Source organism: Caballeronia sp. LZ065, assembly GCF_031450975.1.
In the GTDB taxonomy this organism is placed as follows: Bacteria; Pseudomonadota; Gammaproteobacteria; order Burkholderiales; family Burkholderiaceae; genus Caballeronia.
In genome coordinates this window covers 1,067,233-1,082,149 of record NZ_JARUXV010000004.1, presented here as the reverse complement: position 1 = coordinate 1,082,149, position 14,917 = coordinate 1,067,233, and the positions used below count along the sequence as shown (strand labels likewise).

Annotated in this window: 13 protein-coding genes and 1 tRNA gene; all 14 read left to right on the top strand. The window is 64.3% G+C overall.

Annotation, left to right across the window (positions count from 1 at the left end; genetic code table 11):
• The first annotated feature begins 149 nt into the window (after positions 1-149).
• The 14 genes from fdhE to QCE63_RS31445 all read left to right on the top strand — a co-directional run bounded on the left by fdhE (position 150) and on the right by QCE63_RS31445 (position 14,817).
• A complete protein-coding gene (gene fdhE / locus QCE63_RS31510) occupies positions 150-1,121 on the top strand; it encodes a formate dehydrogenase accessory protein FdhE (protein WP_309838546.1) in 972 nt (323 codons plus the stop codon).
• Positions 1,118-2,572 (top strand): L-seryl-tRNA(Sec) selenium transferase, encoded by a 1,455-nt coding sequence (gene selA / locus QCE63_RS31505; RefSeq protein WP_309838544.1) that lies wholly within the window; start codon positions 1,118-1,120, stop codon positions 2,570-2,572. Before fdhE ends, selA begins: the two co-directional genes overlap by 4 nt.
• Complete coding sequence (gene selB / locus QCE63_RS31500; RefSeq protein ID WP_309838543.1) at positions 2,569-4,488, top strand: selenocysteine-specific translation elongation factor; 1,920 nt, start codon at positions 2,569-2,571, stop codon at positions 4,486-4,488. The genes selA and selB overlap by 4 nt, the downstream gene beginning before the upstream one ends.
• A gap of 37 nt (positions 4,489-4,525) precedes the next feature.
• Positions 4,526-6,529, top strand: coding sequence for a VTT domain-containing protein (locus QCE63_RS31495; protein WP_309838540.1), 2,004 nt, complete (start codon positions 4,526-4,528; stop codon positions 6,527-6,529).
• 31 nt (positions 6,530-6,560) lie between these two features.
• Entirely contained in the window at positions 6,561-7,190 is a 630-nt protein-coding gene (locus QCE63_RS31490) for a DedA family protein (RefSeq protein WP_309838538.1), read from the top strand.
• 77 nt (positions 7,191-7,267) lie between these two features.
• Positions 7,268-7,363 (top strand) — tRNA-Sec (locus QCE63_RS31485).
• A 155-nt stretch (positions 7,364-7,518) separates the two neighbouring features.
• Positions 7,519-7,716 (top strand): hypothetical protein, encoded by a 198-nt coding sequence (locus QCE63_RS31480; RefSeq protein ID WP_309838536.1) that lies wholly within the window; start codon positions 7,519-7,521, stop codon positions 7,714-7,716.
• Between the two features lie 198 nt (positions 7,717-7,914).
• Positions 7,915-8,331: a type II toxin-antitoxin system HicB family antitoxin gene (locus tag QCE63_RS31475; protein WP_309838534.1), complete on the top strand. Its 417-nt coding sequence runs from the start codon at positions 7,915-7,917 to the stop codon at positions 8,329-8,331.
• 408 nt (positions 8,332-8,739) lie between these two features.
• Positions 8,740-9,102, top strand: coding sequence for a hypothetical protein (locus QCE63_RS31470; protein WP_309838531.1), 363 nt, complete (start codon positions 8,740-8,742; stop codon positions 9,100-9,102).
• 84 nt (positions 9,103-9,186) lie between these two features.
• A complete protein-coding gene (locus QCE63_RS31465; RefSeq protein ID WP_309820977.1) occupies positions 9,187-9,867 on the top strand; it encodes a GntR family transcriptional regulator in 681 nt (226 codons plus the stop codon).
• 347 nt (positions 9,868-10,214) lie between these two features.
• The gene (locus QCE63_RS31460; RefSeq protein WP_309838529.1) at positions 10,215-11,759 is read left to right on the top strand and encodes a Rieske 2Fe-2S domain-containing protein; all 1,545 of its coding nucleotides are present in this window, start codon (positions 10,215-10,217) and stop codon (positions 11,757-11,759) included.
• A gap of 62 nt (positions 11,760-11,821) precedes the next feature.
• A complete protein-coding gene (locus QCE63_RS31455; protein WP_309838527.1) occupies positions 11,822-12,841 on the top strand; it encodes a PDR/VanB family oxidoreductase in 1,020 nt (339 codons plus the stop codon).
• 57 nt (positions 12,842-12,898) lie between these two features.
• Complete coding sequence (gene ilvC, locus QCE63_RS31450; protein ID WP_309838526.1) at positions 12,899-13,912, top strand: ketol-acid reductoisomerase; 1,014 nt, start codon at positions 12,899-12,901, stop codon at positions 13,910-13,912.
• A gap of 53 nt (positions 13,913-13,965) precedes the next feature.
• Positions 13,966-14,817 carry a class II aldolase/adducin family protein gene (locus tag QCE63_RS31445; protein WP_309838524.1) on the top strand — a complete coding sequence of 284 codons (852 nt, stop codon included), beginning with the start codon at positions 13,966-13,968 and terminating at the stop codon, positions 14,815-14,817.
• The last annotated feature ends 100 nt before the right edge of the window (positions 14,818-14,917 follow it).

Sequence of the window (14,917 nt, the reverse complement as noted above, 5' to 3'; positions counted from 1 at the left end):
TCCATAGAGAAGTTTCTACCGTGTTTTTAAGCAAAACACAGTGATTTCAGACTGCTCTGAGCGCGCGCATGGATACTGCTATGCTTGACGCGCGTGTCTGTTCGAACCGACTGTCTGTTGCCCGATACTTCCTTCCCCAGGAGCCGCGTGTGGTCCAACGCATCATCGAAGCCGCTGAGATCGAGTCGCTCGATCCCTCGGCGATTCCTAGATTGCGCATGCCCGAGCGTGCCACGGTGTTCGCATCCCGCGCCGCGCGTCTGCTGCAACTCGCGGAGGCGAGCAGTCCCATCGGCGGCTATCTACGGCTGATGTCCGCGCTCGCCGACACCCAGCAGCGCGTCCTGTCCCAGTTCCAGGCGCCGATGCCCGCGCGCGAGTCGATCGAATTGAATCAGCGGCATTCGATGCCGATCATCCCCGCACTCACCGATCATCGCGATCCCGCCTGGCGTGACGTGTTGTTCATGCTGCTCGGCGGCATCGAGGCAGCCGGCGCGCTCACTCCCGCGCTCGTGCAACTCGTGGCCCGTCTGCGCACGCTGGATGCCGCCACGCTCGACAACCAGGCCGACGCCATCCTGACGCTGCGTTTCGTTGAAATCGACCCGGCTGCTGCGCCCTTCGTTGCGGCGGCGCTGCAAGTCGTGTGGACGGACCTGGCGAGCCGCGTCAACACGCGCGACGTGCCTTACCTCGACGCGCCCGGCGTCTGCCCGGTGTGCGGCTCGGTGCCGGTGGCGAGTATCGTGCGCGTCGGCGGGCCGTATGAAGGGTATCGCTACGCGCAGTGCGGGCTGTGCGCGACGGAGCTGCACGTGGTCCGCGCGAAGTGCACGAATTGCGATTCGACCAAGGGCATCGCCTATCACGCGATGGGCACGGGCGACGAAAGCGAGGACGACAAGGCCGCGCACGCAAGGCGTGCGGCGATCAAGGCGGAGTCGTGCGACGAATGCGGCACGTATCGCAAGATTGGCTACCAGGACAAGGCGTTCGACTTCGAGCCCTACGCCGACGATCTCGCGAGCCTCACACTCGATCTCCTGATGGGCGATGCCGGTTATCGCCGTGCCGCGCCTCATCCGTGGCTGTGGCCCGAACAGCCTGACGAATCATGAGCGACGTCCGGGGAAGCGACGGCGGCGAACTGCGCGCGCTGATGGCACGCGTGCCGTCGGTCGAGCGCGTACTGGCGGCGGCGGAATTCACGGCCGTGATCGCCGCCCATGGACGCACGCAGACGCTCGCGGCCTTGCGCGCCACGCTGGACACATGGAGAAGCGATGCGCAGGCCGGCCGGGCGGCGGTCGACGCATTGAGCGACGCCGCGCTTGCGCAGGCGGTGAACGCGGCGCTCTCGACGCGTGCGCGCAGCGCGGTGCGCAGCGTGTTCAATCTCACCGGCACCGTGCTGCATACGAATCTCGGCCGCGCGCTGCTGCCGGACGAAGCCGTCAGCGCGGTGGCCGAGATCCTCACGCGGCCCGTGAACCTCGAATTCGATCTTGAAACCGGCGCACGGGGCGATCGCGACGACCTCATCAACGGCCTGATCTGCGAACTGACGGGCGCAGAGGCGGCTACTGTCGTCAACAACAACGCGGCGGCCGTGCTGCTGACGCTGTCGGCGCTTGCCTCGCGCAAGGAAGTGATCGTGTCGCGCGGGGAACTGGTGGAGATCGGCGGCGCGTTCCGCATTCCCGACATCATGAGCCGCGCCGGCGCAACACTGCGCGAAGTCGGTACGACGAATCGCACGCATCTGAAAGACTATGACGAAGCGATAACCCCGAAGACCGCGCTGCTGATGAAGGTGCATTGCAGCAACTACGCGGTCACCGGCTTTACCAAGGAAGTGACCCTCGCCGAACTCGCGCCGCTTGCCAAAGCGCGCGGCCTGCCCATCGCGGTGGATCTGGGCAGCGGCACGCTGGTCGATCTCGCGCAGTGGGGCTTGCCGCGCGAAGCGACGGTGCGGGAGACCGTCGAGTCTGGCGCGGATCTCGTCACCTTCAGCGGCGACAAGTTGCTGGGCGGCCCGCAGGCCGGGCTGATCGTGGGCCGTCGCGAGCTGATCGCGAAGATCAAGAAGCATCCGCTGAAGCGCGCGCTGCGCGTCGGCAAGCTGACGCTCGCGGCCCTCGAAGCCGTGTTGCGGCTTTATCGGACGCCGGAGAACCTCCGCGAGCGCCTGACGACGCTACGCCTGCTCACGCGTCCCGCCGACGCCATGCGCCTCTGCGCCGAACGCATCCAGCCCGCGCTGCAGCAATGGATCGTCGACGCCTTCGTCGTGAGCGCCGAACCGATGTTCAGCCAGATCGGCAGCGGCGCATTGCCCGTCGATGTCCTGCCGAGCTACGGCCTCGCCGTGCGTCTCGCGAACGGCAAGCGTCCGGGCAGCCAGTTGAACCGCATCGAGAAGCGGCTGCGCGAGTTGCCGCGGCCGGTGATCGGACGCATCGCCGACGGCGCCCTGCGGCTCGACCTCCGCTGCCTCGAGGAAGCCGACGAAACCGCGTTCATCGCGCAACTGCGAGGGCCGGAGGCGCGAGGCGAAGAAGGATGATCGTCGGCACGGCGGGGCACATCGATCATGGCAAGACGACGCTGACGCACGCGCTGTCGGGCGTCGATACCGACCGTCTGAAGGAAGAGAAGGCGCGCGGCATCTCCATCGAACTGGGCTATGCGTATGTGCCGCTGACCAGCGGCGGCGTGCTCGGGTTCATCGACGTTCCCGGGCACGAGAAGCTCGTGCATACGATGGCGGCGGGTGCGTGCGGCATCGACTTCGCGCTGCTGGTGATCGCCGCCGACGACGGCGTGATGCCGCAGACCCGCGAGCATCTCGCGATTCTCGAACTGCTCGGCGTGACGCAGGGCGCGGTGGCGGTGACGAAGGGCGATCGCGTGGACGCCGCGCGCCGCCGCGAAGTGCAGGCGGACATCGACGCGCTGCTCGCGCGCAGTCCGTTGCATGCGGCGCCGCGCTTCGAGACCAACGCCACCCGCGAACACGATGAAGGCGTTGCCGCGCTGGCCGCGCATCTGCACGAAGCGGCGGCGCACGCGCGTACTCGCCGTGACGACGGCCTGTTCCGGCTGGCGGTGGATCGCGTGTTCACGCTGGCGGGGCAAGGCACGATCGCGACCGGCACGGTGTTCGCGGGCCGCGTGACAACGGGCGACGTGTGCGCGCTCGCGCCGCGCGGAACCTCGGGCGAGGCCGTGCGCGTGCGCAGCATTCATGCGCAGAATCGCGCGACGCAGACGGGCCGCGCGGGCGAGCGTTGCGCATTGAATCTGGCCGGCATCGAGAAGGATGCGCTCGGTCGCGGCGACTGGATCGTCGATGCGCGGCTGGCGCGTGCGTGTGAGCGTATCGATGTCGAACTGAGTTTGCTCGACGATGCGGCCGTCACGCTCGCGCACTGGTCGCCGTTGCATATTCATCTCGGCACGACACATCGGGTGGCGCACGTCGCGCTGCTCGATGGCGACACCTTGCAGTCGGGGCACGCGGCGCGCGTGCAGCTGGTCTTCGACACCCCGGTGTGCGCGCTGCCCGGCGACCGATTCATCGTGCGCAATGCCCAGGCGAGCCGCACGGTCGGCGGGGGCCGCGTGCTCGATCCGTTCGCGCCGGCCAGGAAGCGCCGCACGCCGCAGCGCCGCGCCTGGCTCGATGCGCTCGCGGCGTGGCTCGATACGCAACGAGTCGATGCGCTGTTCGAACAGGCGCCGTATGGGCTGCCGCGCTCGCAGATCGAGCATCTGTGTGGCCTGCCGATGGCGGCGCTCGCGTTGCCGGCCGATATGCGGGAGATTCCGCTGCAGAACGATGTCCTGTATGTGTCGGCCGCGCACTGGAACGCGCTGCATGCACGCCTCATCGACGCGCTGGGCGCGTTTCATGCACGCTTCCCCGACGAACAGGGCCCCGACGTCGCGCGCCTGCGCCGCATGGCCGCGCCGCTTGCGCCGGATGCACTGTGGCGCGCGCTCGTCGACGACGCCGTGGCGCAGAAGACGCTTGCGCGAAGCGGTCCGTGGCTGCATCTGCCGGCGCATGCGATGACGCTCGATGCGCGCGAGGACACGCTGGCGCGCGCGGTGCTGGCGTCGCTGCAGCAAGGCCGTTTCGATCCGCCGTGGGTGCGCGATCTTGCCAAAACGCACGGCGTTGCTGAAGAAGACATGCGCCGGCTGCTGAAGAAACTCGGGCGACGCGGCGACGCGTACCAGGTGGTACGCGACCTGTTCTACGACCGCGCGACGATCGGCGTACTGGCGCGGCTCGTGGCGGAACAGGCGGCGGCGCAGGGCGGCGCGCTGGGTGCGGCCCATTTCCGCGATGCGACGGGCCTCGGCCGCAAGCGCGCCATACAGCTTTTGGAGTTCTTCGACCGGGTTGGATACACTCGATTCCACCGCGACCTCCACCTGTTGCGCACCGACAGCCGCTGGCACGAGTCCGTCTGATCCATCCTATCCCTGGCCGCGTTCACCCCTGACCGCGATGGAGCATTACTACTTCAAGCTCTTGCATGTCCTGTCGAGTTACCCGGAATGGGCGCTCGCCGTGGTGCTGCTTGCGTCGTTCCTGGAGTCGGTCGCGTTCATCGGCACCTTCGTGCCGGGCAGCACGGCGATGTTCATCGCGGGCGCGCTGGTCGGCACGGGCGCGCTGAATCTCGGCTGGGTATTCGTCTGCGCGATTGCGGGCGCGATTGCCGGCGATGCCGCGAGCTTCTGGTTCGGCCAGCGCTATGCCGACCGCATCGCGCAGATGTGGCCGTTTCGCACGCATCCTGGCGCGCTCACAGCGGGCAAGAAGTACTTCGAGAAGCACGGCGCGAAGAGCGTCGTGCTGGCGCGTTTCGTCGCGCCGATGCGCGCTGTCGTGCCGGTGGTGGCGGGCGTCACGGGCATGTCGCCCGCGCGCTTCCTGGCCGTCAATATCCTGAGCGCGCTGATCTGGGCGCCGACGCATATCCTGCCGGGCGTGGTGTTCGGCGCGTCGATCGAACTGGCGGGCGCGGTCTCGATCCGGCTCGTCGTGATCCTCATCATCCTCACCGCGCTTGCGTGGGTCGTGTTCAACATCGTGCGCGTGCTCGTTTCGCATGCGATGCGCTGGAGCATCCTGTCGCGCGATGCGTTGCTCGCCTGGGCCCGGAACAGCCGCGGCTTGCCGGCGCGGCTCGTCGCACGCGCGCTCGATCCGGCCAATCCGGCCACCGGCCTGATCGTGATGATCTCGACGCTGTTGCTCGTCTCGGCGGTGATCTTCTTCTCGGTGCTCGCGAATGTCGCGCGCGGGGCGTCGATCGTGCAGGTGGATGTGTCGGTGTATCGGCTGCTGCAATCGTTCCGTTCCACCTGGACCGACTCCATCCTCGATGCCGCCGCCACGCTCGGCAGCACCGAGACGCTGCTCGTGCTCGGCGTGATGGTGATCGTGTGGATGAGCATCGAGCGGCGCTGGCGCACGGTCGCCTACTGGGTGGCGGCGCTGGCGTTCTCGCAGCTGCTCGTGGTTGCGATCCGTTTCACCGCGCACGAGCCCCTGGCCGTGTCGTTCGCGCCTTCGACGCATCGCTTTCCAAGCAGTCACGTCGCGGCGACGGTCGTGATCTACGGCTTTCTCGCGTTCCTGCTGTTGCGCCGCGTTCGATTGCTGACCGGCGTGCTGGTTGCGACGGCGACGTCGGCCATCGTGACGGCGGTGGCGCTCGCGGGGCTCTACTTCGGCCGCTTCACGATCTCCGATGCGCTCGGCAGCGCGGCGCTCGCGGCCGTGTGGGTGTTCCTGATCGCGCTGACGGCCGTGTGGCGCAATCCGTCCAAACCGAAGCCGCGGCCGCTGATGCCGGTCGCGGTACTCGTCGTGATCTGCGCGAGCGTGGCGCTGCAACTGAGCGACGACACCGAAGCGCGCAGCGCGCCGCCCGCGTCTGTCGTCATCACGCCCATTCAATGGACCGACACGGTGTGGCGGACTTTCTCGTGTTACCGCGCGAACATGGAGGGCGACCGGCGCGAGCCGATCACCGTGCAATGGGCCGCGACGCCCGCGCAGATCCGCGCGCAGCTGCTGAGCCGCGGCTGGACCGAGGTGTCGCATGTATCGCTGAAGAGCGTGCTGTCGGTGGTGCTGCCGAATGCGCCCGCCATCGATCTGCCCGCGCTGCCGCGCCTGAACAATGGCGAGCCGTCCAAGCTCGTGTTCGCGCGCTCGCCCTACGGCACTGACGAGCGCGACGTGCTGCGCTTCTGGTCGACGCAATACGAGGTCCGCGAGCGCTCAGGCGCCGCGCCGACGCCCATCTGGCTCGGCGCCGTGGTGCACGAGCGGATTCGCCGTCCATCGTGGCCATTCAACGTGCTGAGGCCCGACCGGCGCGTCGATCCGATGGCCTTCGACCACGGCAAGAATTCGCCGTGGCAAGGCATCGAAATTGCGCGCAGCGCGGGATGCGGCGATGTGCCGGTCATGCTCGTCGAATCGAGGGCGCAATGATGCTTGGTTTTCAGTGTTGGCGAGGTGCCGTTTGATCCAGATTCCGCCGTCGGCCATCGTGCAATGGGGCGGCGCGGCCGTTTTCGCGAATGTGCTGCTGACGCGTCTTGGCGTGCCGTTGCCGTCGGCGCCGTTGCTGATATTCGCGGGATCGGCGGTGGCGAGCGGGCGGCTCGCGTTCACGCACGTGCTGTTCGCGGCGGTGTGCGGCGCGTTGCTGGGCGACGGCGTGTGGTTCGCCGCAGGACGCATCTATGGACGCAAGCTAGTCGCGGCGCTGTCGCGCAGGTCGTATGCGGTGGATTCGGGCATGCGCACGACCGGCGAACTGTTCGAGCGGCATGGGCCGCCGATCGTGGCGCTGTCGAAATTCGTTCCGGGTCTCGGACTGGTCACGCCGCCGTTGATGGGCACGACGCAGATCGCGGTGCCGGCGTTCTTTATGTGGGATACGGCGGGGATCGTGGCGTGGGCGGCGTTCTGGCTGCTGGGCGGCGCGCTCTTCGAGCATCAATTGCATCTCGCGCTGCTCGAATTGCAGGCGCACGGCACCACTGTGGTCGATCTGCTCGTGGCCGTCGCGTTGCTCTATTGCGTCTATCGGTTGCTGAGGAGGCGTCAGCCGCGACGGCACTTGAAGGACAAAGGCGGCGGACCCTGACTCATGCTTGACGGATGACGTAGTTATAATCGGTCGCGCCCTGCAGGTTTCTAGTTGGGCGGCGCAGTGTGAAACACGGAAGGCATCCGTATCCGGTGGTGCGGCTGAGCTTCAAACTCAGTTGGGAATGTCAGACATTCCCAGGTCGGTTCGACTCCGGCTGCCTTCCGCCATTCAGGCTGGCGAAGTCGGCGACTTCTTCTCCGCTGAGGAAGGCGTCACTTATTGTGCTTCTCCAGATAGTCGCGCGTGACGCGCATGAATCCTTGGATAGGCTGCTGCATGTCACTTCCTAAAGTTCGTGCATGGACGTGCCGATACTGCGGGCATGAATAAGCTCCAAGCCCAAGCCCTCCTCGATTTCGCTGATGCCGTCGCCATGGCTGACGTCGCCACAAGATATGGCAGCTACGATCCGTTCAGGACGGATCACGGCGATCTGTACTGGAAGTCTTTCATCGGCCAGCTCGCGGAACAGGCCCCTTACATGGGGCTGCCGGACATCATGGCGCTCGCCGAGTCCTGATTCCGCGCATCAAATGCGATCCATCACGCTTGGCTGGGCAGCAGTCGCTGCCCGGATGACTCGGTGCGAGTACGTCCCCGGCGCAGTATGGGATCGATGGGACCCTGTCTTCTGTTTCGTCAGGCCCTCAGGTCAACCTGGTCTCGCGCTTGAGTAAAGGACCCGCTCTGCACCGTTTCTCAAGCAATGGAGTGCAATATGTTGCGTTATCCAGCCCGGTTCGAGCCGGACACAGGCGGCTTCGTAGTGACATTCCGGGATATACCGGAAGCGATCACACAGGGCGATAGCCTGCAAGAGGCGTGTGAAATGGCAGCCGACGCGCTGCTGACGGCGATGGACTTTTACTTCGAGGACAAGCGCCTGGTGCCGCTGCCGTCGAAGGTAAAGAAGGACGAAGTGTTGGTTGCGTTGCCGACCAGCGTCTCGGTCAAGATCCTGCTTCTCAATGAGATGATCGCGCAGGGCGTTACGCCGTCGGAGCTCGCGCGCCGGCTGAACACCAGGCCGCAAGACGTCAACCGCATCATGACGCTGAACCATGCGACCAAGATCGACACGATCGCGCACGCGCTCGCTGTGCTGGGTAAACGGCTGGAGATCAGCGTCGCCTGAGAAAGGGGTCGTCAACCCGTTCGGCTTTTCCCAGACTCTGTCTTGCGCAAATTCTTCCGCCCTCAGTACTCACCCCTTTCGCATCGACAGAGATGGTGTTTTCCCTGATGGGAGTGACCTCTTTGCGAACGTACTCTTTGTATACAGAATTTAGAGTACCGTAGTCATGAAGTCTCAAGCCATGACAATCGCACATCTCCACAGCGCCAGTCGACAGATCCGAAAATGGACGTCCCCAACTACCTCATTCTGCGGTCCGATGCGAGTGTTCCTGTCGAATGTCAGACCCTGAGCCATAGCGATGGCGCTTTCGGCGGTCTCCGTCGGCCCCCTCATGCCCTTGCACAGTGGACGGAGTCCGACGCGTTTCCCGCTTCGGCACAATGCGTTTTGAATGCAAAAGACTCGTTGACGGAACTCGAAGGGCTCTCGCGCGTGCTCATGCGATCCGAGACGCGGACGGATTACGAGGCCGCATGGATCCTGGCGCGCTCGAAGTTCGGCCTGGTGTCGATCCTCGTACGTGACGCGCGCGACTTCACCGCAGCAGCGTTCATCGAAGATGCGAATCTCGTGTTGAAGCAGGCAAGACGCTACTTCGCGTCGCAATCGCTCGTGCTCGTGCAGGCCAATTCCGAATCCGGTCTGGCACGCGCGCGGGTGGTCATGGAGGACGTGTTGCAGGTGCGTGACGTCGCGCCGGACGTGCTCTACGAAAAGCATGCCGTCGAAAACGAAACGCTTGGCGTCGCGCTCCTGTCGATGGGCTGAACGCCATTGCGCGACGAATTGCGCGAGCAAAGACCCTCTGGAAAGCTGATAGGATTCGGTATTCAATATCGATTCTGATTTGCCATGCCGGCCAAACTCGTCAAGATTCAGGCTCGTACCGATTACGTCGACGAGGTCTACAACATTCTTCTCGACGCCATCAGCGAAGGTTCCATCGCGCCTGGCACGCGGATCGTGCAGGAGGAGATTGCCGAGCAGCTCTCGGTATCCCGATCGCCCGTGCTTCAGGCGTTTCGTCTGCTCAAGAAGGATGGGCTGGTCGAGGACGCTCCGGGGCGCGGTCTGCAGGTCACGCCGCTCAACGTCGAGCGGGTCGGTCATCTGTATGAATTCAGGGAAGCGCTCGACGGCCTTGCCGCCAAGCTCGCCGCCCGGCGTTCCGTACGGCTCGACAAGTCGCTGATCGCCAACGGTCGCAAGGCGATGCGAGGCGACGACATCAAGGCCATGGTCGAAGCCGACATGGCGTTCCATCTGGCGATCTACGCCGCTTCGGGCAATCCGCTGATTCTGGAAAATGCCCGCCTTCACTGGATGCACCTTCGGCGCGTAATGGGCGCGGTGCATCAGGTGGTCGGCCAGAGGAAGGTGGTCTGGGACGAGCACGCGGCCATCGCGGACGCGATCGCGGCAGGCGATGAAGAACTCGCCGCGCGCCTGAGCGTGCTGCACGTCGAAGCGGCGCGGGCCAATCTCGTGAAGCATATGAGCACGAACAGCGAAATCGCTCAGGCTACTTCCTGAGTCGCAATACGTATTGCATGAGTCCTTCGGCCGCTTGACGGTTCGGCGCATCGTCGAACGCGCATCAAGCGGCCTTCTTCGCTTCATCTCCCTCGGCGTCCGTCAACTCTCCCGCCTCATGCAGCATCTGCAAAGACCTGCGTGATGTCGCGCGTCGTCGTCACTCGCAGGTGAAGCACCTTCACGATTTCCTGAACACGACGCGCATCCGTGTTTACCCATAGAGACAAGGCCGTCGCATGCGCCTAATCTTTGGATACAGAGTTCAGAGCACGGAACACCGACGACGGAAACCAGCTCTGACGACAACAACCGATGTGGTCCCTAACAATCATTGGAGGCAGGACATGAGCGTCAAATCGGACAAGATGGACGACCAGAAGCGCACCGGAGGGTCGGCGCCGGTGGCGAAGAAGCTGATTCCGTTCGGTGGCTATTACGCCAACAAGACGCCGGAGCATGATCCCGAACTGACGGAAACCGGTCCGGGCACGCCGACGGGCGAATATATGCGTCGCTTCTGGCACCCGGTCTGCATGTCGATGGAACTGACCGACACGCCGCGCTTCCTCAAGATCCTCAACGAAGAGTTGGTCGCGTTCCGCGACAAGAGCGGCCGCGTCGGCGTGCTGCATGCGCACTGCGTTCACCGTGGCGCGTCGCTCGAATACGGCGCGATCCAGGAACGCGGCATCATGTGCTGCTATCACGGCATGGTGTTCGACGTGGACGGCGCCTGCCTCCACGTGCCGTTCCCGAAGGGCGAGGAAAAGGAAGCTGAGCGCTATGCCTGCTCGATCCGTCAGGGCGCCTATAAGGCGGTCGAGCGCAACGGCCTCGTGTTCGCCTACATGGGGCCGCCGGAAGAAGAGCCGCCGTTTCCGGAATGGGAAGGCGACTACACGGTGTCGCCCGGCGACGAGCTCGTGCCCTATAGCAACTTCCAGCATTGCAACTGGCTGCAGGTTCAGGACAACGCGGCGGACAACTATCATCCGACCGCATTGCACGCCGGCAAGAACGTCGTCGACGGCAACTATCAGGGTACGACCTTCGACGAAGTCGGCGCCGCGTCCATGGAAGTGGCGCCCGACATGAACTTCGTGCCGGTACAGGGCGGCCGCAGTCTGGCGTGCGCCGGCGCGCGCCGCGTCAACAAGGACCGGCTGTTCGTCCGGGTCCAGCATCAGGTGCTGCCGAACCTGAGCCTGCATGCGTACACGTCGGAAGATGGTTCGAAAAAGAAGTACTTCAGCCGCTTCCACATCATTCGCTGGACCGTGCCTGTCGATGACGAGAACAGCAAGATGATCGGCTGGCGCGTCATGGGCCCGGGAATCGACACGCGCGGCATCGGCAACAAGGAGATGGTCGGTTACGAAACCATCGACTTCCTCGAAGGACAGGTAGCGATGCGCCGTCCCGAGCGCTTCGGCAAGTACAAGCTTGAAGACATGCCGCCGATTCCCCCGAACCATCGCGAACGCGACATCTACAAGCAGGCTCAATACGCGCCGGGCGACTACGAGGCGATCATCAGCCAGCGGTCCATCGCCGTTCATGCACTCGAGAATCCGACCAAGTTCGACGCGGGCCTGTATCAGTTCCGCAAGATGCTGCGCGATGCGGTGCGCGGCACGAACGCAGCGGCATCGGCGCAGGGCTTCGCCGAATGGTTCCGGGCCCTGGGTGGTGCGCCCAACAGCTTCTGCTCGGGCAACGTGTTCGAAATCGAAGAGGGCGCGACGGTCGAAGAAGAAGTGGCGCGCCGTCGCAAGGTGTTGAAGACCGTCGTCCAGATCCTGACCGAGAGCGACAGCCTGAAGGGCGAAGCGCGCGGTGACTTCGTGCGCAACAAGTTCAAGGACCTCGAACAGTCGCTGAAGAGTTAATCGGCGCACTCGGTGCCGGTCGCCTGTACGCGCGGCCGGTCATCCGCCACGGAGCAAGGATCATGGACACGGTATTGGAACGATTGGAACAGGAAGAAGCGGTCGCGGACATCGAAGCCGGTACGCTCGATGTCCGCGTGAAGCAGATTCGCTATGAAGGCAAGGGCATCAACTCGTACGAGCTCACGAACCCGGGCGGCCAGGCGCTGCCTCGCTTCGAGGCGGGCTCGCACATCGACGTCCATCTGAAGAACGGCGTCATTCGACAGTACTCGTTGTGCAATTCGCCTGCCGAGCGCAACCGGTATGTCATTGCCGTGCTCAAGGATGAAGGCGGGCGCGGCGGCTCGCGCGCGGTGCACGAGAGCATCGGCGCTGGCGACATCGTCACCATCAGCAAGCCACGCAATCATTTTGCGCTGGCCGAAGGCGCGCGCAAGGTCGTGCTGATTGCGGGCGGTATCGGCGTGACGCCGTTGAAGGCGATGGCGCATGAACTGGATCAGCGCGGCGTGGATTTCGACATGCACTACTGCGCGCGCAGCCAGGATGCGGCGGCATTCGGTCCTGAATTCGCCAGCATGCTGAGCGCGGGCAAGCTGCACTATCACTTCGACGATGGCGCGGAAGCCGATCGTCTGAACTTGCGCGCGCTGCTCGCCGAGCCGCAACCGGACGCGCATGTCTATTACTGCGGGCCGGGCGGATTCATGGCGGCCTGCGCGGACGCGGCGAGTCATTGGCCGAAGGGCACCGTGCACTTCGAGCACTTCAAGGCGCCCGACCAGCCGAAGCGCGAGCCTTCGGGCACTGATAACGCCGAGGGTTGCGACGTCACCATTGCCAGCACGGGTCAGGTCATTCATGTGGGACCGGAGCAAAACTTCAGTGAAGCGCTGGGCGAGGCGGGCGTCGAAGTGCCCACGTCCTGTTGCGCCGGTCTGTGCGCAACCTGCAAGGTCCGCTATCTCGAAGGCGAAGTCGAACACAACGACTTCATTCTGGACGAGGACGAACGCAAGGAATTCCTGACGGTATGCGTTTCCAGGCCGATCAGCAAGACCTTGATCCTGGACCTGTAGACCACGCATCTCGCGTGGCCGGACATCAACGCTTCATCGCACCTATCTGGAAACAGCATGAAAGTCTTTTACGACAAGGATGCAGACCTTGCCCTTTTGAAAAGCCGCAGCGTTGCCATCATCGGCTACGGTTCGCAGGGTCATGCGCACGCCCTCAACCTGAAAGACAGCGGCGTCAACGTCTGCGTCGGCGTGCGCCAGGGCCCTTCGTGGGAGAAGGCGCAACGCGCCGGCCTGACCGTCAAGCGCATCGCCGATGCCGTCAAGGAAGCCGACATCGTGATGATGCTGCTCCCCGACGAGCAGATTGCCGAGGTCTATCGCGCGGAAGTCGAACCGCATGCCCGCGAAGGCGCGGCGCTTGGTTTCGCTCACGGCTTCAACATCCACTACGGCCAGGTCAGCCCGCGCGCGGATCTGGACGTCATCATGATCGCGCCGAAAGCGCCGGGCCATACCGTTCGCAGCACGTATGCCGCAGGCGGCGGCGTGCCGCATCTGATCGCCGTGGCGCAGGACCGCTCGGGCTCGGCGCGCGACATCGCGCTCGCGTATGCGGCGGCAACGGGAGGCGGTCGCGCCGGCATCATCGAGACGAGCTTTCTGGAGGAGACTGAAACCGATCTGTTCGGCGAGCAGGCCGTGCTCTGCGGCGGTCTGGTGGACCTCATCAAGGCGGGCTTCGAAACGCTGGTGGAAGCCGGCTACGCGCCGGAAATGGCGTACTTCGAATGCCTTCATGAAGTGAAGCTCATCGTCGATCTCATCTATGAAGGCGGCATCGGCAACATGAACTACGGCATTTCCAACAATGCCGAATTTGGCGAATACGTCACCGGCCCGCGCATCGTCACCGCGCAGACCAAGGCAGCGATGAAGGACGTGCTGCACGACATCCAGACGGGTGAGTACGCGAAGCAATTCATCCTCGAAAGCAAGGCGGGCGCGCCGACCCTTCAGTCGCGTCGCCGTATCACCGCCGCGCATCCGATCGAAATCGTCGGTGCCAGACTGCGCGCGATGATGCCGTGGATCGCGCGGGACGCGCTGGTCGATCGCTCCAGAAACTAGGCCGCCGCTCTCTTGAAGTCTCAGTGTCCCCCAATCAACAACAGGAGTATCTGATGTCCACCATCGATGAACCGAAGCAAGCCACGCAGGAATCGATTCTGAAGCCCGGCAAGATCTCGATCTACGAGCCGGATCAGGAAGGCGTGATCTTCCCGCGCATGCCCGAGTTCAAGGACCACGCCGAACATCGCAAGTATCTGAAGGAACGTATCGTCGCCGCATGTCGCGCCTTCGCGCTGCAAGGTTTTGACTACGGTTTCGCGGGTCACCTGACGGTGCGCGATCCGGAGCATCCGGGTCTGTACTGGACCAATCCGATGGCTGTCCACTTCTCGCAAGTGAAGGTGTCGAACCTGATCTGCGCGGATCACGAGGGCAAGGTGGTCGAAGGCGAATACGCGATCAATCGCGCTGGATTCGTCCTGCATGCCGCGGTGCACGAGCAGCATCAGGACATCGTCGCGATGTGTCATGCGCATACCGTCTACGGCACGGCCTTCGCTTCGCTCGGCAAGCCGCTGGCGCCGATCTCGCAGGACGCGGCCGCCTTCTTCGAAGACCACGTGGTCATCGGCGATGAAGCAGGCAAGGTCGCGGTGGAAGTGAAGGGCGGCAACAAGGTCGCGAACGCATTCAAGGGCGTGAAAGCGGCCATTCACCAGAATCACGGCCTGCTGACGGCGAGCCGTCACAGCATCGACTCGGCCGCGTTCTGGTTCATCGCGCTCGAGCGCTGCTGCCAGCAGCAACTGATGATCGAAGCCACCGGCATCACGCCGAAGGAAGTCACGCCCGAGCGCGCCCGCTATAGCCGCGAGCACGTGGGCAGCGACTACATCGGCTGGCTGCACTTCCAGACCATCTGGAGCGAGCTGGTCGAAACCCAGCCGGACATGTTCGACTGAGTACGCAGGAAGTGCGGGATGCGCGCGCCAGTTCTGGCGCGTGCGTCTCCAGCGCTGGCGGAGAAGCGTCCGGTACAGGACACCCGCTGGTCACACGATG